This is a genomic window from Shewanella sp. (assembly GCF_047975355.1).
Lineage (GTDB): Bacteria > Pseudomonadota > Gammaproteobacteria > Enterobacterales > Shewanellaceae > Shewanella.
This window is the reverse complement of record NZ_JBKEDJ010000011.1, coordinates 14,483-34,650: the sequence shown is the minus strand read 5'-3', so window position 1 is coordinate 34,650 and position 20,168 is coordinate 14,483. Positions and strand designations below refer to the sequence as shown.

Genomic DNA, 20,168 nt, shown 5'->3' with positions numbered 1-20,168 from the left:
ATTTCGCGTCTAATGCAAAAGCCTGATGCAATCCAAGGCGGTTTTGAGGCATAGTAGTCCTCTATTTGGCATGCCCCACGCTAGGCTTTTACTCTTATCCCATGGATTTACGCAGTCGTTATTCCACTCTCTTTCACTCTAAGCGCTTTCAGTCCAAGCACTTTGAGCTCAAGCGCTCAAAATCCTTGCAAGCGATACATCGCACTTTTTCCCTGTTACTGGCGTTATCCTTTGGCTCAGTGTCCCTTGGCGCCTGTCAGCCAGCAAATCAAGATACATCGAGCAGCAAGGCAGACACCGTCGCCCAGCGTGAATTAAGCCAAGAAGTGTATGTCTGGCAGCGGCAATGGCGCGATGCCAATCAAAGCGCCTTGGTCGAAAGCCAAAGCACATTTAATGGCGTGCGCATTCTTGCATTGCAAGCCCATCCCAAACCCAATGGCACGGATATCTGGTTCGAAGTGCGGGTCAACCATGAATGGTTACAGGCCGATCCACGCCCTAAAGTGGCGGTAATAAGATTAGATGGCCAACTAACGCGTCTAAATAATCGCGAAGCTCTCCAAAAAATTCTCGCGCTCATTCAAGACTGGCAGGCAAAGGGCACCAAGCTTGCGGGAATTGAAATCGACCACGATAGCGCCAGCAGTAAACTCGCTGCCTATAACGCTTTTTTACGTGAGTTAAAAAGCCAATTACCCCACACGCTTAAACTCAGCATTACCTCATTGCCCGCTTGGTTGAGCAGCCCGGCGTTTCCGCCGCTATTTGATAATATCGATGAGCTGGTACTGCAAATTCACAGTGTCAGTGACCCACGTTTAGGGCTGTTCGACCCCGCGCAAGGTTGGCAATGGGTCGAGCAGCTATCACGGTTAACTAAGGTGCCCTATCTGATTGCCCTCCCCTCCTACGGCTCGGCGGTGTATAGCACAGCATCGGGTTATCGGGTGGAGAATGAAGTACCGATGCGAATGCCATTGGCAGACACGGCATCTTCGCAGCATGTTGCGCGCCAGGAGCTAATGGCCAATCCACAGGTATTGCAGTCCTTCGTTAAAAAACTGCACACCTTTGCCGACCCCAAGCTTAAGGGGATGATTTGGTTTCGATTACCCCTCGAAGGGGATAAACGGGTTTGGCCACTCTCGACCCTGATTGCGGTCGCCAAGCAGCAAGCACTCGCTCCGCACATTGAGCTTGAGATAGTAAGCCAAGCCAACGCTTCGTTAGCACTCATTCCTAACGAAGCGCCTAAAAGCACCTTATTTCAACTGGTGTTAGTCAATAAGGGCAACCTTGCGGGCAAATTACCGAGCCAGTTGTCCCTAGCGGCACAATCGTGCAGCGGGTATGATGCGCAAAACGGTTATCAAGCCAAATTAACCCAAGGAACATTAGTGTGGCAGTTACCGCAAGCCACCTCAACGGAGCGCGCAGCAGAGCCTGCCTCCTCGCAGTTTGCGCCGAATTTAATCTCAGCGGTCGAGCTAAGCCCAAACGGGCGTAGAGTTATCGGTTGGGCACGTTGTGAGTCATTACATTTACAGGGAATTTATGCGCCATAAGCCACATTCATTGCCAGCGAATCCTCTCCCTTGCTGGAAAACCAAATTCAAACAAACCAGTCTGATTGGGTTAAGTCTCTTCTCCCCTGCGCTATTAGCCTGTGGCCCAGACTTTCCGCTGCAATTAACCCAAGACAGGCAATACAACTTAAGCTATTTACCGCAAACCAGCTTTAGCCAGCAAATCAATGGGCTTGCTAAGCCGTTAGCTTGGCAGTTTCAAGATGAGCCAGCGGCGCAGGAATACCTCTGGGACGAGGTGCATAGTCGTTATCTTTCCCAGACTCGCGCCTATGAAAACAGCGAGTTATCCGAGGCGCAGCTCGCGCTCGTCAATAGTCTGCGTGATGCCCAAAGCTTGGCAGAGGCCGAGCAAATCGCCGCGCAGTTAAAAGAGAGCTTAGCGCCCGCCTTAACGTGGTATAGCCTTGGCGCCATGGCGTTTGATGCCAAAGAGTACGATAAAGCCAGCGATTACTTTAAAAAAGTCATCGCCCTACCTGAGAGTGAGCGTGCGGGTCGCAGCCTGTGGGCGCTGTATAGCTTGTCTCGTATCGAGCTGATTAAGAGCAAAACCGCCAGCGATAATAGCCATTTTGTCCAAGCCAATGCTTACTTGCAGCAGCTACAGACTGAGGTGACCCAAGGCGCCGCCGATCCGCTGCGCTTGAGCTTAGCCGGCCTTGGCGAACAGGCTTATATTCTGCTGCATCAAGGCCAAGCTCAAATCCAAGTGGCTCGTGGGGAATATGAACCGCCGAAAATTGATGTGGCCTTAAATCCCGCGACGCTGGATAAGATTATCGAGCTGTATGCCACCCAATCGGCCGAGGGTGACAGCAGCGGTTATGATTCGCTGTTGATGTTAAGTCGCACCTTAATGGCGAAAGATATCACTGAGATTAAGCCCTTATTGCAGCAGCCGAGCGTGCAGCAGTTGCTTATTGCCTACTGGCAGAGCAGTGCTAATGATTTCGCCTTCGACGGACAACTGATGGAGATGGGCCAAAAGGTTGCCAAAATCCTCACTGTATTCCCAACCGATGGTGTAGTACTGAGCCAGGGTGATAAGTTAGCGGCGATTTACTATCAATTGGGTGACTATGCCAGCGCCGAGCGCATGCTGGCACTCGCCAAACCTAGCGGCTTGACTTGGTGGCTCACGGCGAAGCTTATGCTGCAAAAGGGTGATCAAGCCCAAGCGGCTAAGGCCTATGCCCAAGCAGTGCATCATTTTCCAACCGATGCGACTTCAGGTACTGAGCATTTAAATGCTAAGGATACCCAACAACAGGCCATCGACGCCGATGCCCAACAAGCCACCTATTGCCGTATTCGCGCCGAGCAGGGCGTGTTATCCCTCGAACGTGGTGAATATGTCGATGCTCTTAGCCAACTGTTCGCCAGTGGCGATGAGTATTGGCAGGATATCGCCTATGTGGCCGAGCGCGTGCTCACCACCGCCGAACTTAAGCTGTTTATCGACGAGCATGTGCCGGTAATGAATTTCGAGTATCCCAAGGACAGCGATTGGTACGACAGTGTCGAGCCACTCAACAATCGTCTACGTTACTTACTCGGTCGTCGCTTACTGCGTGAAGGCGCCATTGCTGAAGCTCCTGTTTATTTCAGTAACCCCACACTCAACGCCAACGTGCAGGAGTATGGCAAGGCGCTGACCACAGCCAAGAGTAGCAAGGGCATTGAAAGCGCCCGCGCCTATTGGTCTGCCGCCGAACTCGCGCGTCATCAAGGCATGGAAATCTTAGGCTTTGAATTAGCGCCGGATTATTCGATTTATGCTGGGATGTTCGACCTAAGAGATTGGTATGCAGCGGATAAGCTCAGCGATAAAGAGCAGCAACGCATCAGCGCCAGCCAAGCGATTCCCGATAAACGTTTCCACTATCGCTACCAAGCAGCAGAGCTGGCAAGCAAGGCTGCCGATCTCGTGCCCCACAACAGCCAAACCTATGCGGCGCTATTGTGCCAAGCCACAGGTTGGGTGTTATATCGCGATGATGAACTCGCCCAACGCTACTATAAAAAATACGTCGCCAACGGCCCCTTTGTGCCTTGGGCGGAGAATTTTGGTACGCAGTGTGAAACCCCAGACTTTGACCGCGCAATCGAACGGGAAAAAGCCAACCAAATTGCCGAGTGGAATGCGATTTACCACAAACTGAAAAAGCCCGTGGCTGTTAGCTTTGCCATCATCGCAGCCCTACTCGGCGCTTACGCGTGGCGCAGAAGAAAGCGTAAACAGTAAAAACACAAAGCGCCTTTCTTATATACCCAAAGAAAGGCGCTGGAACTAAACTCTGAATCGAATAGTTCACTGAATACATCGCCATTAAACATTCCATTCAGGCATAAAGCTTTTTACCCAAAGCAAGATTTCTGCATAGTATAAGACGTTATATACATTGCCACTGTTTCCCCAATGACACGCCGTGAATATATCCCTATAGGCTCGACGGCGGCATCCATGCCGCCAACGGTCACTGTTGCAACAATGGCAATTTTAACGACCATTGAACTGTTCATCTGGCTAAAGGCTTTTGCCCCTTTCCTTGTTTCGCATGACTTAACTAACTCAGCTTGGTACTGGCCTGTTGACCTAATTTTAGTAATGTTAGAAAGTGTTTACGGTAACAGTGGCGATTCATTTTTTGTTTTTTGAGCGATGCTCACAAGTTCGCACGCATGCGCGAGGCGTTATAATTCTAGGAGAGTTCAGTGAAACTAGATAAAAGTGTTATCGATTATTTTAAAGTTATCTATGACGGCTGTAATACGATTGAATTTACCTCTGACAAAAAGAATAAACTTTTTATCCCTTTATTTTCTGGTTCTATTGAACACAGTATCGCTATTCACGTTTTGGACCAAGAAGAATTGACTGGCTCTGCATTTGCTCTTGCTCGCCCAATGGTTGAGAGTTACTTGAGAGCTATGTGGGTAAAACACTGCTTAGATGAATCTAAGATCGAGGAAGGGTGTAAACAGCTTCATTTCCCCAAGAAGTTAGAGGTTTTAATTGATGATATTGCAAATGCTGTTGATGGGGGAGACCCTTTCCACAGCTTGAAATCGACTATAGAGCCAATAATGGCTAACATGCATGATTTTACCCATGGTGGTGTTCAAAGTATTGTTCGACAATATGGCTGTGATGGACACCTATCATGCTCTCATTGTCGCGAAGAAAGGGATGAGCTACTTAAATTAGCGATCCTAATGTCTTCGTCCTCATTTGCAAATCTTATACCCTACATGCAGTGCCTCGATTCGTTGAGAGATGTGCAGAAAAGGGCAAACGAGTTGTTGCAGCTATAACAAGAAAATGAACGAGGGACGTTTACTCGTGGCGCATTTTTTTATAGAAACGCAGTGATTCAGGCGTCTCCATCAGTTTAGGTTAGTAAACGCCCGTTATTCAAACGTTATCTCCATAGAAATATTAATCTGAAACTCAATAATTAGAGTTGGGAATCTAACATGCTTTTAATGTCCCAAAACATGCTGTGTATTTTTTTTAAAACTTACAGATTACGCCGATGCGAAACAGGTGAGCCATAGTGGTTTGCGAGACGACCGTCCGCCCCATGGACGGGGCGGTCGAGCATCCAAGGATGGACTTGCTGCGTGTCGGTGAGCGAATACCATGGCGCACCTATCAGTTGGTGCCAACATTTTTAACTCCCTTCGATCCCAGCATGATTTACTCAGGAGTAGAAGCGTATTCCCTTTCAACAGGAACAAGCTAACCCATAAGCCTTATGGATTCACCCAATTCACTCTATCGCCAACTAAATAAGCGCTGAGATTTGCCGTTGCGATATTGAGTAAGTTCTGCCGCGCTTCCTTCGTCGCCCAGGCATTGTGTGGGCTGATACTGATATTGGGCGCTGTTAGTAGCGGATTATCCGCACTCGGTGGTTCGGTTGAGAGAACATCGACGCCAGCAAAGACTTTGCCCTGCGTTAATGCCGCCGCTAGCGCCGCTTCATCGATTAAGCCTCCGCGCGCGGTGTTGATCAATAGCGCCTGCGGCTTCATTAATTCGAGGGTTTGGGCATTAATCAGCTCGGTTGTCTCAGGGGTGAGTGGGCAGTGGAGCGAGAGAATATCGGACTCCTTAAATACCGTATCACGGGATGTCCAACTCACGCCTTGAGGCAAATCGCTAGGTTCAGTGCGGGTATTTACTAATACCGTCATGCCGAAAGCTAAAGCGAGTTTAGCCACCTGCTGGCCAATATCCCCATAACCAATCAAGCCTAAGGTTTTGCCTTTAAGGGATTGCAGCGGCATTAAGGTAAAACAAAAGTCACTACAATTGCTCCATTGCCCTGCGGCAACGGCTTGATGGTGCGCCGCAACCGCTTGCGTGTGATGCAAAATATGGGCAAACACCATTTGTGCGACCGCATCGGGACCATAGGCGGGCACGTTGGTGACTACTATGCCTAACTCTTTTGCAGCGGCGAGATCCACCACGTTAGTGCCGGTAGCGAGCACGCCGATATATTTAAGCTTAGGCAGTTGGGCTAAGGTGTTGGCATCGAGGGGCGTTTTGTTGGTGAGCACAATTTCGGCATCCTGAGCACGGGGGATAATTTCGGCTGAGGGCGTGCGAGCAAAACAGCTAAATTCCCCTAATACACTGACCGCTTGCCAGGTTAAATCCCCAGGGTTTAAGGTTTCACCATCGAGTACGACTATTTTCATCTTTACCTCTTAACTGCGTTTGCGCCTTGCCCATAAAGCAGGAGAATTAAAAACTGAGTTTGACCCCAAGATTGGCTTGCACTTGCCACATCACATCCGATGTCACATGCCATAGGCATTGGTCTTCATTACAAAAAAGTGAGCTGTCACTGTCGATAAAGGTCGCGTAGCCACGCAGATCCGCAAACAGCGCAAAGTTTTGCGTCATGCGGTATTCGGCGCCACCACCAATGCCCATGGAGAAACGGGTTTCCGTTGACCAATCATCGGGCATCATCCGAGTTACCCCGGCACTGGCGGTAATGTAGGGCTGAAAATCGCCACTTGGGAAAAATAAGGTGCCGCCAAGGTGGATATAGTCCACATCTAAGGAAGCGACTAAGTCAGGGGTAAACAGGCCGCCGCTTTTCAGCTCGGAGGATTGACGGCTATAGAGCAGGTAAATATTGCCGGGATCGTTAGTGCCAATCCCTAACATGATGCCGTAATGGCTCGCCTCTTCGATGCCCACACTCTGCTTATTATTGGTTTCAGCCTTGTCAGCATCGAGTTCATTGATATCGAACGAGCTACCACCAAAGCTGTAACCCCCGTAGGGGGCAACAAACAGCTCGGGTTCGGCATAGGTTGGTAATGCGAGGGTTAGAGATAACAAACCTGCTATCACAGTTAATCGGTTAACGTATTTCATCTTAATCCCTTATCTATCGTTATTATTCCTTGCGTCGACAACGTTAACCGAAGCGTTAGCGCATGCCGCGCTCCGATTTCACCCTGTCGTACGCAGCTTGGATGTCCTGCGCCTTACGATTGGCAATTTCCATCATCTCGGGTGGTAATCCCTTAGCGATTAACTTATCGGGATGGTGTTCATTCATCAACTTGCGATAGGCCCGTTTCACCTCTTGATCCGTCGCCTCGGCATTAATGCCGAGCAAATTATAAGCGTCGGTAATCGAAGTTTTATTACCATTAGAGGTCTGGTGGAAACGGTATTCCGCTTGCCAACGTTTAAGTAATTCATCGAGTTGCCCACGACCATACCCTAACTCTTGGGCCACCGTCATCAGAATTGCATGCTCAGCGGGATCGAGCTCACCGTCCGATAAGGCGGTTTGAATTTGGATCTCGATAAACATCTGCACCAGCTCTTGGCGACCTTGGGTCACGGCGCGAAAAGCTTGCAGACTGCTGCGTAGGTCAAAGTCTGGCTCTTTACCCTGACGGAACGCCTGCTGCGCCTCTTTACGGGCTTCACCCGTTAAGCGCATCTGGTCCATCAACAGGGTCGCGATACGGATATCGGTCTCAGTCACTCGCCCCGACGCTTTAGCCACATGGCCCATCACGGCGAAGGTGGTATTAAAGAATATCCCCTGTCGATTCTTGGCCTGACCTAAGATCTGACTAAAACTGGCGCCACCACCGGCGCGTTTGTCGTAAAGATGCCCAAGCCATAAGCCCAGTAGCGCACCGAAAATACGGCCAAACATAAACCCGATAACAAATCCAAAAAACTTACCCCAAAGGCGCATCTTAATTCCCAATTTGATAATTTATTCAGTCACTCAATCGACATAGCGAGTGAAACCTTTCACTCAAGGCGCTAAACGTTAGGCGATATGTCTTACCATTACGCTAGCGCTGACTCTAATGCTTGCAGACGTGGAATCGTCCCCACATCGCACCAGAGTCCATTAAAGTGTGCACCGGTGAGCAAACCATCGGCCATCTTAGCGCGCAACAAAGGCCCAAGGGCAAAGGCGCCATCCGGCGTGCCGTTAAATAATGATGGGCGATATAAACCCATACCAGAGAAAGTGTATTTCTGCTCACCCTGCTCACGTACAAGACCCTGCTCCAAGGCAAAGTCACCGTTAGGATGTTGCTCGGGATTCGGCACCAACCATAAATGCGCCAGAGCAGTATCCGCTAAGGGAGCAATCGTCGGCAAGGCATCGATAAACACATCACCGTTGAGCACTAAAAACGGCGCATCCGAGTCGCCGTCAGTCAGCAGAGGCAAGGCTTGTTTTATTCCGCCTCCGGTTTCGAGGGCCGATGCTTCGGCGCTATATTGGATCTTGACCCCAAAGGCGTGTCCATCCCCTAAGGTTTCGACCAGCTTATGCCCAAGCCAAGCATGATTTATCACGATATCGACAATCCCTGCCGCCGCTAACTTCTCGATATGGTAGACAATCAGCGGTTTACCTAAGACGGGCACTAAGGGTTTTGGCAGCATATCGGTCAAGGGGCGTAAACGCTCTCCCCTGCCTGCCGCAAGAATCATGGCCTTCATTGCTTATCTCCCTGCTGAGAATCCTTTTCCTTAGTCGCAAACGCAGGCACAACGCGCGATTGCACCCAAGCGGAAAACGGCGTGAGCGCTGGATAAAGGCTGGCAATATCCACAATGTAGGACAAGGTTAACGGAATATCGGCCATATAGGCGGGCTTGTTATCACGATAGTGTAAACGCGCAAAAATCCCTGCGGCCTTGATATGGCGCTGCAATCCCATTAAATCAAACCAAGTTTGATACTGGGTAAAGGATGTTTGTGCGGGAATTTGCCCTAACTCAAGCACTTGCTGATAATGCTGCTGCATTAATTCCTGCACCATGGTTTGCGGCCAACGCACATAGCAATCCCGCAGTAAAGATACGGCATCGTAGGTCACAGGCCCCAATACCGCATCTTGGAAATCAATCACGCACAACTCGCCCTCTTTGAGCATCAAGTTACGGCTGTGGTAATCGCGGTGCATTCCGACCTTAGGCTGCGCGAGGGCATTTTCCACTAAGAGGTCAAAGCTTTCTTCTATAAGCAAGCGTTCCTCGTCGCTAAGTTCGAGCTGCAAATGCCTGTCTAACAGCCACTCGGTAAAGATCCCTAACTCACGGCGCACAAACGCCTCATCATATAAAGGCAATGGCTGCGTGCTGCCAGTGACAGGGTCAAGGCTCTCAACCACTGAGGCCACCTGAGGCAATAATGCCAAGGCGCGGCGATAGTAGTCCGCCACATTCGCCTCGGTCAGCACAGACAACAACTGAGTATCCCCGAGATCGCTCAGTAGCATAAAGCCTTGCTCGGCATCGGATGCGATGACTTTTGGAACTGTCAGTCCCGCCGCCGCATAGGCATTGGCGAGGGCGATAAAAGGCGCGATAGGCACTAAGGCGGGCGGCGAATCGGCAACAATGTAGCTAGTATCGTGACCAGTGACCCGGAAATAGCGCCTAAAACTGGCGTCACCGGAAATCAGAATCGGGGTCACATCATAGGAAAAATAACGGTTCAGCCACTGATTAAGGGAAATAAATCTCGAGTCGGATAAGGTCATTTCATGGCTCTTATAGAAAAATTGCTTTATTATAGCTGGCATATAATTTGGAAACAGCTAAGAAATTGAGAGATTTATTTGCTGCGTTGCATTTGTAGTTTGCAACTTTCCCCGTCGATACTTGTCCAGACTAAGAAATCATTATTATTGACCTAAGATGCAGATCCGTTACTTTCTGGCCTTGAGCCTGTTACCGCAACTAGTCCTGGCAGACGAATCTCCAACAGCCTCAGGGTCACAATGTGTCATCGAACCGCCAGTACCTCGTATCGTATCTCAACCCGGTCTAAACGCCGCGGATCAAGAGAAAATTCGTATTGTTTCAGATCGCTCAAATGCCGAAATGGGCAAACAGGCAATTTTTACCGGTGATGTGGTATTCAGTCAGGGCGACAGACACATCGCCGCCGATGAGGCAATTCTCGACCAAGCGACAGAACAGTTCGATGCCAATGGCAACCTCGTCTTCCAAGACAGTATTTTTACCGTTACTGCCGATTCGCTACAGGCACAGATGCGCAGCAACCGCGCAACCCTAAAAGGTGCCCAGTATTGGCTTCATGGTCAGCAGGTCCATGGCGATGCCGAAAAGCTGCAAATCACCATGAATAACAACCTGATCTTAACCAACACTAACTTCACGACCTGCCCGCCGGACAATGTCTCTTGGCTGCTAGAAGCGGAAAAAATTAAGATTAACAGTGAAGAAGAATGGGGCGAGATTTGGAATGCTAAGCTTAGAGTCGCCGATATTCCGGTGTTCTACATTCCCTATATGACGGTGCCAGTTTCCGATAAACGTAAAACGGGCTTCCTCTACCCTAGCTTTAGCACCAGTACCACCAACGGTTTTGAAGTATCCGCACCCTATTATTGGAATATCGCGCCGGAATACGACCTCACCTTTACGCCTAACTATATGTCTAGCCGTGGTTTATTTACCAAGACAGAGTTTCGCTATCTCGCGGGTGAGGCCCAAAATGGTCGTTTGAATCTAGAGTATTTGGGTAATGATCAAATGCTCAGCGGTAGCCCAAGTCGTTACCTCTATAACTGGCAACACCAGGGTGCCATCGATAAAAACTGGCGAGTACTCGCTAACTTTACCGAAGTGTCTGACAACAACTATTTCAACGACTTAAAGTCTGATGTAAACCGCGCAACCGATAACCAATTATCGCGGATAGGTGAAGTCAGCTACTTTGAGCGTAACTGGGATATCAGCACTCGGGTGCAAGACATTAAAGTGCTGGGTGAGGACGAAAAGCCTTATCAAGTGATGCCGCAGGTTAACTTTAACTACCGCGCCGCCGACTTTTGGAGCAACTTGGACTTTGGCTTTAACTCAGAGCTGACCAACTTCGCCCATCAAGACAGCGATATGAATACCGCCACCCGTTTGCATATGGCGCCGAGCCTGACGCTGCCAATTCATGGCCCTTCGGGTTCGCTGACCAGCCAAGTCAAACTGATGCAAACCAACTATTGGCAGGAACAAAATAATAGTGCATTCGATGGGTTAGACGACACTGTCAGCCGCACCATTCCACAGGTGCGGATCAATGGACAGATCAACTTCGAGCGCTTTACCGAGCTATTTGATCAAAACTACCGTCAGACACTCGAACCCCAGTTCCAGTATCTGTACGTCGGTTATGAAGATCAGCGTGGCATTGGTATTTACGATACCGCGCAATTGCAGGATGACTATTTTGGTCTATTCCGTGACCGTCGCTTCTCCGGCCTTGACCGCATCGCCGATGCAAACCAAGTCACCTTAGGTGTGACCACACGTTTCTTCGATGATCACAACCAAGAAGCTACTAAGTTTAGCCTCGGGCAAATTCTCTATATTCAAGACAGTAAACTGGGTTACGAAGATGATCTCTTCGAGCAAAAGCAATCGACCTCTGTGTTGGCCGCCGAGTTAGATACCCGCTTAACCCATGACTGGTATTTAGGTGCCGCGATTCAATACGACACTAACTCAAGCGATAATAAGAAGACCGAAGTCACCTTAGACTTCCGCCCTGAAGCCAACAAGCTGCTGCAGCTCAGTTATCGTTATGTGCCGGATCTATTTAACTCCAACACCAACGATGTTGTGAACATCTCCCAAGCAGGTGTACGGGGTGCTTGGCCCATCAACGACAGCCTGTATTTTGTTGGTAACTGGTACTACGACCTTAACAAGAGCCGCAGCATAGAAACCTACACAGGTTTCCAATATGAATCATGCTGTTATGCTATTCGCCTCAGCTATCACTATCGTATTAAAACTAACTACGATGACAACATTGGTTCGGCCATTATCGATGAGCGCGAGCAGTTTGAAAGCGGTGTCTACTTGAACTTAGTCATCAAAGGACTCGGTGGTTCTGGCCCATTAGGTGTATCGGATATGCTCAATGATGGTCTGTTTAACTACAGAAAACCGCTTTATCTGAGGAATTAGCAAAGATTTGTGGTAGATTGCTGAACCTCAACAAGGACTGAGAGTCCAAACAGGTTAATGAAAGCCGTGCGTTCCCCCAAAAAGAGTTTAGGAACGTACGATTTTAGAGTTACTAACAAAAGAACATTTAGGCAACTCACTGTAATTTCGATATAAATGGTAAAGTTAACTTAAATAAGCCGTCGAATTTGACCTTAGAACGTGCCAAGGATTTTGTGGATGAAACCCAGTAAACATCTGATTTTTGCTTTATTTGCACTCGCTATCAGCCAGCCTACTATGGCCGCTCCCCAGCCAATCGACCGTGTTGCCGTTCAAATCAACGACGGTATTGTGCTCGAAAGTGAAATCACCAATATGATTGACACTGTAAAAGCCAATGCGAGAGCCGCGAATCAATCGTTGCCATCCGACAGCGCACTGCGTACTCAGGTAATCGAGCGACTCATTCTTACCCGTTTACAGTTGCAGATGGCGGATCGTATCGGTCTGCATATCGGTGACTTACAATTAGACCAAGCGATTGAAAATATTGCCCGCGAACAAAAAATGACCGTGGCGCAAATGCAGCAAAAAATCGAGAGCGAAGGGTTAAGCTTCGGACAATACCGCGAGCAACTGCGTGAAGAAATCACGTTAGGTGAAATCCAACGTATTCAAGTACAACGCCGTATCCAAGTGTCGCCACAGGAAATCACCGGCCTTGTGAAACTGATCCAAGAACAAGGTATGAAGGACGTCGAATATCAAATCGGCCATATCCTGATTGACGTGCCTAATAACCCAAGCAGTGAACAATTAGAAGCCTCAAGCAAACGCGCGAACGCTGTACTCGAGCGCTTGAAGAGTGGCGAGGATTTCCGCCGCACCGCTATCGCATCTTCATCGGGCCCTAAAGCGCTGGAAGGCGGTATTTGGGATTACATGAACATCAACGAGATGCCAACGCTGTTTGCCGAAGTGATCAACGGTGCGAAAAAAGGCGATATTATCGGCCCAATTAAGAGTGGCGCCGGTTTCCACATCATTAAGATCATGGATGCCCGTGGCTTACAGACTAAAGAAATTGAAGAAGTGAGAGCGCGTCATATCCTGCTCAAGCCATCGCCAATTCTGTCGGAAGACCGTGCTAAGGCCATGCTAGAGCAGTTCCTGAAGCAAATTCGCTCTGGCGAAGCTAAGTTCGAAGATTTAGCCCGTCAGTATTCTGAAGATCCAGGTTCGGCCACTAAAGGTGGTGAACTCGGTTGGGCAGAGCCAAGCATTTATGTGCCAGAGTTTGCGCAAACCCTGAATAGCTTAAGCCCAGATCAGATCAGTGAGCCTTTCCGTACCACTCACGGCTGGCATATCACTCAGCTTGAAGAGCGCAGAAAAACCGATGCCACGGATCAATTTAATACCAACCGTGCGCACCAACTGATCTTCCGTCGCAAATTTAATGAAGAACTGCAAAACTGGCTAGACGAAATGCGTGCCGACGCATACATTGAAGTCTTTCAGCCTGAGTCGAACCGAGGTTAAGGTAAATTGACCACTAAACGTATTGCCGTTACTCCCGGAGAGCCTGCGGGTATCGGCCCCGATTTAGTCGTGCAACTCGCTCAGCAGGCTTGGCCTGCTGAGTTAGTCGTTTGTGCGGATCCCGAATTATTAGCCAGTCGAGCTAAACGACTCGGCCTGCATGTCACGTTTCGCCCTTACTTGCCCGAGCAAGCACCCAAGCCACAAGAGGCAGGCACACTCACCATTGCACCTTTCAAACTGGTGACCGACGCAGTTTGTGGCCAGCTCGACGAACAGAACAGTGCTTATGTGGTGGAAACCCTGCGTTATGCGGGTGAAAAAAACATGAGCGGCGAGTTTGATGCCGTTGTCACTGGCCCAGTCCATAAAGGGATCATCAACCAGGCAGGGATTTCCTTTAGCGGCCATACTGAGTTTTTTGCCCATCAGGCCAACTGCCCCGATGTGGTGATGATGTTAGCAACCCAAGGTTTACAGGTAGCACTGGTGACCACCCATATCCCTCTGGCGTATGTGGCAAAAGCCATTACTCGCCAGCGTTTGCATCATATTATCAAGATTTTACACGCTGACCTTATCAGCAAGTTTGCCATTGCTTCCCCAAAGATTTATGTCTGTGGTTTAAACCCACATGCGGGTGAAGATGGCCATCTTGGCCGGGAAGAAATCGACGTGATTATTCCGGCACTGAATGAACTGCGTGAAGAATATCAAATGAACATTGTCGGCCCTCTGCCCGCCGATACTCTGTTCCAACCTAAATATTTACAGGACGCGGATGTCGTATTGGCCATGTACCATGACCAAGGCTTACCCGTTCTCAAGTCACAGGGATTTGGCAAATCGGTGAACATTACCTTGGGTTTACCTTATATCCGTACCTCGGTTGACCACGGTACGGCGCTCGATCTTGCGGGAACTGGCAAAGCCGATATTGGCAGTTTTGTCTGCGCCTTGAATAAAGCCATTGAGTTATCCTCAAAAAACTAAACGATTAGATATTAATGAGTAGCAAAGTACATTTAGGCCACACGGCCAGAAAGCGTTTCGGACAAAACTTCTTAACCGACGATAATGTGATTAACCGCATTGTAGGTGCAATCGCCCCCGATAATGACCATGTGATGGTCGAAATCGGCCCCGGCCTTGGCGCCTTAACCGAACCTGTCGCCACAGCGATAGATAACCTGACCGTTGTCGAGTTAGACCGCGATCTGGTTGAGCGCTTGCAGAATCACCCTGTACTTAAGGATAAGCTCACGATTCACCAAGGCGATGCGCTGCAGTTCGACTTTAGCCAATTGGTAGTACCGGGTAAAAAACTCAAAGTGTTTGGTAACTTACCCTATAACATTTCAACTCCTTTGATGTTCCATCTGTTCGAATTTGCCGAGCAGATTGAAACCATGCACTTTATGCTGCAAAAAGAAGTGGTGCTGCGTTTATCGGCAAGCCCAGGTAACAAAGCCTATGGCCGCTTAACGGTGATGGCACAATACTTCTGCCAAGTGGTTCCGGTTCTCGAAGTGCCGCCCCATAGCTTTGCGCCACCGCCTAAGGTGGATTCGGCTGTGGTACGTCTACTGCCCTATGCTGAAAAGCCTTTCCCCTGTAAGGATGTGAATGTACTGCGCCAGCTCTGCACCACGGCCTTCAACATGCGCCGCAAAACACTGCGTAACAACCTCAAGCAAGTGCTAAGCGATGAAGAGTTCGAGCAATTAGGCATTGACCCTAATCTGCGCCCTGAACAAATCAGCGTTGAACAATATGTCGCCATGGCGAATATGGTGTGTGATAAGCAGGCTTAAGCAATCAGTTTGATGGGCACTTAGGTGCCCTATCTCATTAAAGGGAGCAGCATGAGCGCATTGGATGACTCAATCCGAGTCGAAGTCAAAACCGAATACATTGAACAACAGTCCTCGCCCGAGGATCAGAAATACCTCTTTAGCTACACGATCACCATCATCAACCTCGGTGAGCAAGCAGCCAAACTCGAAACCCGCCACTGGATCATAACCGACGCGAACGGCAAAATCACTGAAGTACAAGGCGCAGGCGTTGTCGGTGAAACCCCAACTATTCCGCCCAATACCGCCTACCAATATACCAGTGGCACAGTGCTCGATACGCCCCTTGGCATTATGTATGGCACTTATGGTATGGTCAGCGAATCTGGCGAACGTTTTAAGGCAACCATTAAGCCCTTCCGTTTAGCACTACCCGGTTTATTACACTGATTTATAAATAGAAAGGATATTGTGGCCCATTATTTTGTTGGTGATGTCCAAGGCTGTTTTGCCGAATTAAAACGATTACTCGCAGAAGTCGACTTTAACCCATCCCGCGATGAACTCTGGGCTGTAGGCGATTTGGTCGCGAGAGGTCCTGATTCATTAGCGACACTACGCTTTTTTCAATCCCTAGGTGATGCGGGCAAAACCGTCCTCGGTAACCACGATCTGCATTTGCTCGCTCTCCATGGCAAACTCAAACGGGATAAACCCAGCGATAACCTCGCGCCACTGTTAAACGCACCCGATGTTGCGGGTTTGATTGATTGGCTAAGACAACAGCCGTTAATGCGTGAACTGCCAGAGCATAAGGTCATCATGACCCACGCCGGTGTTCCGCCGCAGTGGTCATTAGAGGTTTTAAGGCAAGAGTCGCAACTTGTCAGCCAAGCCCTCAAGCAGAGTGATTACCTCGAAGCACTGATAAGCCAAATGTACAGCGACACCGCTGAGCGTTGGGACCCTAGCGCCATTGGCTTAAACCGTCTGCGTTTTTGTATCAATGCCTTGACCCGCATGCGTTATCTGTATGTCGATGGTCATCTCGATTTTGACTGCAAACAACCACCTGCCGATTGCACTAATCCACAGCTGCGCCCTTGGTTTGAATTTACCTCTGCGTTACGCCAAAGTCACACTTTAGTGTTTGGGCATTGGGCGGCATTGATGGGTAAAGTCAACGATCCTAAGCTAAAAGCACTAGACACGGGCTGTTGCTGGGGGGAATACCTAACCCTATGGCATCTTGAAAAAGACCAAAAAATTACCCAAAAAAAGTTAAAAAAGGGTTAAACTAAGCCCGTGAGTGGTCGATATACGACAGTACGCTATGCCCTGAATTTAATAATCTTTTCATTCGGAATAATATAATAATAACCGGAGTATCCTATGAAAGTTAATGTAGCCACCCGAGTCATTGGCGGGTTTAGTGTTGTTACACTTTTACTTGTGTTGTTAGGATTTACCTCGTACCTGACGAACATTAGCCTCAAAGATAGTTCGGCAATGATGCAAGAGCTGAGTCTTCCAGCCTTAAAGGCAACCACTCATTTAACCGAGTCTTTGAGTGAACAACAGCGCCAAGTGCTAATCGCTTTTCATGCGCCAAAATCTTCCAATATTCCCGATATACGCAAAGTCTTTAACGACCATGGTGAACAATTTAAAAACGAGATCAGTAATCTGACACAACTGGTTCAAGGGCAAACCAATCTGTCGTCGTTGATCTCGCAGCTTGATGACAGTTTTTCTACTTTCGAACGAGACAGTCTCGCCATGCTCAATGAGCGTGAAGCCACCCTCAGCAAGCAAGAGCAACTCATAGGGTTGAAGAAAAAGCTCGAAAATGCCGCCGATGACGCCTCATCGGGATTGCTAGATATTATCGACCTAGAAAACAGCCAAAACCCCGATGCTCAGAGTCTTGCCGCGTCGGCAAGCGCCATCGATACCAGCATGGGCAATATCATCACGACAATTAGCGATTTAGTTACTAATGAAGAAATGAGTAAGCACGAACTCATTTCCAAAGAACTCGACTACATTCTAAGTGAGAGCAAAAACAAGCTAGAGTACGTTAACCGCCACGCGCAGGATATTGTGGATGCTGAGACCTTAAAATCCGTCAATGAAGACGTTAAAAAGGTGCTCTCACTGCTAGAGGGACCTGATTCAATGGTACTGATAAAAGCAAGTCAGTTAACCCATGCTCAGGCTGCGGCAAATCAACTCTCCATCATAGAAAAAGATGTCAAAGTGATTGACCGCAATATGGAAGATGTGAGCAATAACATTGAGTCTGCCGCTGCCGAAATGAGTCAAGCAACCATAGCTAAGATTGATGCCGCCAGTATCCGTACGATTATCGTTGTGCTTATAGCTATCGTCGCTGCTGTCATTATCAGTTTTGCCGTTGTTACGCCATTAAAGCGCTCACTTTACCAAGTCAACAATGCATTAAACGTGTTAGCCTCGGGCAATTTAACTCATAAACTAGATGATTCTGGCCATGATGAATTTGCTGAACTAGCGAAAAACTGTAACCGTTTAGTCGACAGTTTACGTAGCCTGATCGTCGGTATTTTAGACCGATCTAACCAACTCGCCGCAGCAGCGGAACAAACCTCGGCGATCACGGCACAGACCACCACAGGCATTCAAGAGCAAAAGAACCAAGTAGACCAAGTTGCTACAGCAACGACCGAGTTAAGCTCCAGTGCACAACAAGTGTCGATGAGCGCCGATGATGCACTGGCACAAATCAAACAGGCCGATCAAGAAGCCAGACACATGCGCACTATAGCCGAAGAGAATAAGCGCACGATTTTAGCCTTGGCTGACGAAGTCGCCAAAGCAGGCCAAGTGATCAATAAAGTGCAATCGGACAGCGCCTCTATCGGCTCTATTCTCGATGTTATTCGTGGTATTGCCGAGCAGACTAACCTGTTGGCATTAAACGCCGCGATTGAAGCGGCACGCGCCGGTGAGCAGGGTCGCGGCTTTGCGGTGGTTGCCGATGAAGTGCGCAGCCTAGCCTCAAGAACTCAAGTCTCGACCCGCGAGATCCAGCAAATGATCGAAGTGCTGCAACAGGGAGCCCAGCAAGCCGTGGCAGCAATGGATATGGGCCGTGCCCAAGCCAATGCCTGCGTCGATAAGACAGAGCAAGCTAACCTCGCCCTAGAGACCATCAGTCAGTCGGTGCACAAGGCCTATGATGCGGGCACGCACATTGCCCATGCTGCGCAGGAGCAAAATCTGGTGAGCCAGCAAGTGTCTGAGAAGCTTGAGCATATCGCTGCAATTTCGGAAGAAACGGCAATTGGTGCCGATCAAACCGCGCAATCGAGCCATCAGGTGGCTAAGCTTGCCGAAGAGCTACAAGCTTCTGTCGGTGAATTTAGAGTATAAGCAAACACTCAGGTATAAATAGGGTCGCAATCGCGGCCCTTTTCTTTCCCCTGCATTTAGCTTTAAGTTTCATCCCGCGGCTTAACCACATAATGGAAGACGAAAAACTCTACTTCAGTAGAGAACTGGTAAAAAGCGCCCATAAAAAATGTCGAACTCAGTTCGGCATTTTTAGGCATCATTCTTTCCTTGTGTAAAAGCACATTAAAAAATGATAGGAGAAATGATTATTCTTCTTCACCGCCAGCGGCTGCACCTAAACGCTCTTTCACTGCAGCAGTGATAGGGCTAGCACCGTGACCATTCGCTTCAGCCCAAGCTTGAATCGTCATGCCATCAGCTTCAGGTACGCTCAGCTCGTTGACAGATAAACGCTTAGCCACAAACTCTCCGGCATCATTCGCATTAGTGGCATAGGCAGTACGTAACAAGCTTTGACCATCACAGCTAATGCCGCTGTACACTTGGCGTAACTTAACACGGCTTTCTTTTAGTTTTTTACGTAAACGGTTTTTATCGTTCGCTTTTACGTAATCACAAATACTCGCGACAAGTGGATCTGCTTCGGCTTTCGCCGTGGTTGGCACAGAAACATAGCTAAATCCGATTAGTGCAGCCAAAGCTACAGGCATAAGACGCATCCGATACTCCTTAATACTTTCTTATAGTTTTATTATGTTTTGTATGGTCTGCGTCTATCTCTAGCGGATATAGGCCTCCTAGGAGTCATCAGTAAAGAAGCCATAAAACACCGCTATCTCAACTAAGTCAGGCCTGTCGGATCTAATACCTTAGACATATTGACAATCCATACGCACAGGGTAAACAACATAAAAACGTAATTTAACATTTTTTTGTCAAATTGATAAAGCGATATTCCAGCCCTTCGCCATTTATACTGGTTACCGATTCGGTTTCTTGCCATTTATCGTAGTCCCATGCGGGGAAAAAGGTATCACCTTCAACATCTAAGTTGATTTGCGTCAGGTAGAGTCTGTCTGCTTGAGGTAATAATTGTTGATACAACTGTCCACCACCGATAACAACCAACTCTTCACAATCGCCAGCCGCCAGTTTGGCGTCTTCAAAGGAGGTTACGCAGGTCACACCTTCTATCTGTAAATCCGCTTGGCGGGAAATAACAATATTATGGCGTCCAGGCAGAGGTCTACCGATGGACTCGAAGGTTTTACGCCCCATCACTACGGGTTTGCCTAAGGTCATGGCCTTAAAGTGGCGTAAATCTTCGGGCAGATGCCATGGCATTTTATTGTCTTTTCCGATGACTAAATTGTTTGCCATCGCGGCTATCATAGCAATGCGCATGGG

At 48.6% G+C, this 20,168-nt stretch carries 18 protein-coding genes; 11 read left to right on the top strand and 7 right to left on the bottom strand.

Going from position 1 to position 20,168, the window contains the following annotated elements; genetic code table 11:
- Positions 1–101: 101 nt before the first annotated feature.
- The 4 genes from ACK5NH_RS04930 (at position 102) to ACK5NH_RS04915 (ending at position 4,907) form a co-directional block, all read left to right on the top strand.
- Positions 102–1,568 carry a DUF3142 domain-containing protein gene (locus ACK5NH_RS04930; protein WP_416918056.1) on the top strand — a complete coding sequence of 489 codons (1,467 nt, stop codon included), beginning with the start codon at positions 102–104 and terminating at the stop codon, positions 1,566–1,568.
- Positions 1,558–3,837, top strand: coding sequence for a tetratricopeptide repeat protein (locus tag ACK5NH_RS04925; RefSeq protein WP_416918055.1), 2,280 nt, complete (start codon positions 1,558–1,560; stop codon positions 3,835–3,837). The genes ACK5NH_RS04930 and ACK5NH_RS04925 overlap by 11 nt, the downstream gene beginning before the upstream one ends.
- 219 nt (positions 3,838–4,056) lie before the next feature.
- On the top strand, positions 4,057–4,251 hold the full coding sequence (locus tag ACK5NH_RS04920) for a hypothetical protein (RefSeq protein WP_416918054.1): 195 nt from the start codon (positions 4,057–4,059) through the stop codon (positions 4,249–4,251).
- A 56-nt stretch (positions 4,252–4,307) separates the two neighbouring features.
- Positions 4,308–4,907 (top strand): DUF6988 family protein, encoded by a 600-nt coding sequence (locus tag ACK5NH_RS04915; protein ID WP_416918053.1) that lies wholly within the window; start codon positions 4,308–4,310, stop codon positions 4,905–4,907.
- 441 nt (positions 4,908–5,348) lie between these two features.
- Here ACK5NH_RS04915 and ACK5NH_RS04910 read toward each other — a convergent pair whose 3' ends face one another.
- The 5 genes from ACK5NH_RS04910 to ACK5NH_RS04890 all read right to left on the bottom strand — a co-directional run bounded on the left by ACK5NH_RS04910 (position 5,349) and on the right by ACK5NH_RS04890 (position 9,692).
- On the bottom strand, positions 5,349–6,302 hold the full coding sequence (locus ACK5NH_RS04910; protein WP_416918052.1) for a D-2-hydroxyacid dehydrogenase: 954 nt from the start codon (positions 6,300–6,302) through the stop codon (positions 5,349–5,351).
- A 46-nt stretch (positions 6,303–6,348) separates the two neighbouring features.
- On the bottom strand, positions 6,349–6,993 hold the full coding sequence (locus tag ACK5NH_RS04905) for an outer membrane beta-barrel protein (protein WP_416918051.1): 645 nt from the start codon (positions 6,991–6,993) through the stop codon (positions 6,349–6,351).
- 55 nt (positions 6,994–7,048) lie between these two features.
- Positions 7,049–7,837 (bottom strand): co-chaperone DjlA, encoded by a 789-nt coding sequence (gene djlA, locus ACK5NH_RS04900; RefSeq protein ID WP_416918050.1) that lies wholly within the window; start codon positions 7,835–7,837, stop codon positions 7,049–7,051.
- 98 nt (positions 7,838–7,935) lie between these two features.
- Positions 7,936–8,604 (bottom strand): N-acetylmuramate alpha-1-phosphate uridylyltransferase MurU, encoded by a 669-nt coding sequence (gene murU, locus ACK5NH_RS04895; RefSeq protein WP_416918049.1) that lies wholly within the window; start codon positions 8,602–8,604, stop codon positions 7,936–7,938.
- The gene (locus tag ACK5NH_RS04890) at positions 8,601–9,692 is read right to left on the bottom strand and encodes an aminoglycoside phosphotransferase family protein (RefSeq protein ID WP_416918048.1); all 1,092 of its coding nucleotides are present in this window, start codon (positions 9,690–9,692) and stop codon (positions 8,601–8,603) included. Before ACK5NH_RS04890 ends, murU begins: the two co-directional genes overlap by 4 nt.
- A 115-nt stretch (positions 9,693–9,807) precedes the next feature.
- Between ACK5NH_RS04890 and lptD the strand changes: the two genes are divergently transcribed.
- The 7 genes from lptD (at position 9,808) to ACK5NH_RS04855 (ending at position 18,839) form a co-directional block, all read left to right on the top strand.
- On the top strand, positions 9,808–12,105 hold the full coding sequence (gene lptD / locus ACK5NH_RS04885; protein ID WP_416918047.1) for an LPS assembly protein LptD: 2,298 nt from the start codon (positions 9,808–9,810) through the stop codon (positions 12,103–12,105).
- A 219-nt stretch (positions 12,106–12,324) separates the two neighbouring features.
- Positions 12,325–13,629, top strand: coding sequence for a peptidylprolyl isomerase SurA (gene surA, locus ACK5NH_RS04880; protein ID WP_416918046.1), 1,305 nt, complete (start codon positions 12,325–12,327; stop codon positions 13,627–13,629).
- A 6-nt stretch (positions 13,630–13,635) separates the two neighbouring features.
- A complete protein-coding gene (gene pdxA / locus ACK5NH_RS04875) occupies positions 13,636–14,622 on the top strand; it encodes a 4-hydroxythreonine-4-phosphate dehydrogenase PdxA (protein WP_416918045.1) in 987 nt (328 codons plus the stop codon).
- A 14-nt stretch (positions 14,623–14,636) separates the two neighbouring features.
- A complete protein-coding gene (gene rsmA / locus ACK5NH_RS04870) occupies positions 14,637–15,443 on the top strand; it encodes a 16S rRNA (adenine(1518)-N(6)/adenine(1519)-N(6))-dimethyltransferase RsmA (RefSeq protein ID WP_011627022.1) in 807 nt (268 codons plus the stop codon).
- A gap of 51 nt (positions 15,444–15,494) precedes the next feature.
- The gene (gene apaG, locus ACK5NH_RS04865) at positions 15,495–15,875 is read left to right on the top strand and encodes a Co2+/Mg2+ efflux protein ApaG (RefSeq protein ID WP_416918044.1); all 381 of its coding nucleotides are present in this window, start codon (positions 15,495–15,497) and stop codon (positions 15,873–15,875) included.
- Positions 15,876–15,896: 21 nt separating this feature from the next.
- The gene (locus ACK5NH_RS04860; protein WP_416918043.1) at positions 15,897–16,721 is read left to right on the top strand and encodes a symmetrical bis(5'-nucleosyl)-tetraphosphatase; all 825 of its coding nucleotides are present in this window, start codon (positions 15,897–15,899) and stop codon (positions 16,719–16,721) included.
- Between the two features lie 96 nt (positions 16,722–16,817).
- A complete protein-coding gene (locus ACK5NH_RS04855; protein ID WP_416918042.1) occupies positions 16,818–18,839 on the top strand; it encodes a methyl-accepting chemotaxis protein in 2,022 nt (673 codons plus the stop codon).
- 227 nt (positions 18,840–19,066) lie between these two features.
- Here ACK5NH_RS04855 and ACK5NH_RS04850 read toward each other — a convergent pair whose 3' ends face one another.
- Both ACK5NH_RS04850 and folA read right to left on the bottom strand, forming a co-directional pair.
- Positions 19,067–19,480: a DUF3718 domain-containing protein gene (locus ACK5NH_RS04850; RefSeq protein ID WP_416918041.1), complete on the bottom strand. Its 414-nt coding sequence runs from the start codon at positions 19,478–19,480 to the stop codon at positions 19,067–19,069.
- 202 nt (positions 19,481–19,682) lie between these two features.
- Entirely contained in the window at positions 19,683–20,165 is a 483-nt protein-coding gene (gene folA / locus ACK5NH_RS04845) for a type 3 dihydrofolate reductase (protein ID WP_416918040.1), read from the bottom strand.
- Positions 20,166–20,168 lie beyond the last annotated feature (3 nt).

What these genes read in the sequence shown, in the direction of transcription:
- rsmA (WP_011627022.1), top strand. Translation starts at nt 14,637, where the DNA reads ATGAGTAGCAAAGTACATTTAGGCCACACGGCCAGAAAGCGTTTCGGA.
- ACK5NH_RS04905 (WP_416918051.1), bottom strand. Translation starts at nt 6,993, where the DNA reads ATGAAATACGTTAACCGATTAACTGTGATAGCAGGTTTGTTATCTCTA.
- lptD (WP_416918047.1), top strand. Translation starts at nt 9,808, where the DNA reads ATGCAGATCCGTTACTTTCTGGCCTTGAGCCTGTTACCGCAACTAGTC.
- ACK5NH_RS04930 (WP_416918056.1), top strand. Translation starts at nt 102, where the DNA reads ATGGATTTACGCAGTCGTTATTCCACTCTCTTTCACTCTAAGCGCTTT.
- apaG (WP_416918044.1), top strand. Translation starts at nt 15,495, where the DNA reads ATGAGCGCATTGGATGACTCAATCCGAGTCGAAGTCAAAACCGAATAC.
- djlA (WP_416918050.1), bottom strand. Translation starts at nt 7,837, where the DNA reads ATGCGCCTTTGGGGTAAGTTTTTTGGATTTGTTATCGGGTTTATGTTT.
- ACK5NH_RS04925 (WP_416918055.1), top strand. Translation starts at nt 1,558, where the DNA reads ATGCGCCATAAGCCACATTCATTGCCAGCGAATCCTCTCCCTTGCTGG.
- surA (WP_416918046.1), top strand. Translation starts at nt 12,325, where the DNA reads ATGAAACCCAGTAAACATCTGATTTTTGCTTTATTTGCACTCGCTATC.
- ACK5NH_RS04910 (WP_416918052.1), bottom strand. Translation starts at nt 6,302, where the DNA reads ATGAAAATAGTCGTACTCGATGGTGAAACCTTAAACCCTGGGGATTTA.
- ACK5NH_RS04850 (WP_416918041.1), bottom strand. Translation starts at nt 19,480, where the DNA reads ATGCGTCTTATGCCTGTAGCTTTGGCTGCACTAATCGGATTTAGCTAT.
- ACK5NH_RS04920 (WP_416918054.1), top strand. Translation starts at nt 4,057, where the DNA reads ATGCCGCCAACGGTCACTGTTGCAACAATGGCAATTTTAACGACCATT.
- ACK5NH_RS04855 (WP_416918042.1), top strand. Translation starts at nt 16,818, where the DNA reads ATGAAAGTTAATGTAGCCACCCGAGTCATTGGCGGGTTTAGTGTTGTT.
- folA (WP_416918040.1), bottom strand. Translation starts at nt 20,165, where the DNA reads ATGCGCATTGCTATGATAGCCGCGATGGCAAACAATTTAGTCATCGGA.
- murU (WP_416918049.1), bottom strand. Translation starts at nt 8,604, where the DNA reads ATGAAGGCCATGATTCTTGCGGCAGGCAGGGGAGAGCGTTTACGCCCC.
- ACK5NH_RS04890 (WP_416918048.1), bottom strand. Translation starts at nt 9,692, where the DNA reads ATGCCAGCTATAATAAAGCAATTTTTCTATAAGAGCCATGAAATGACC.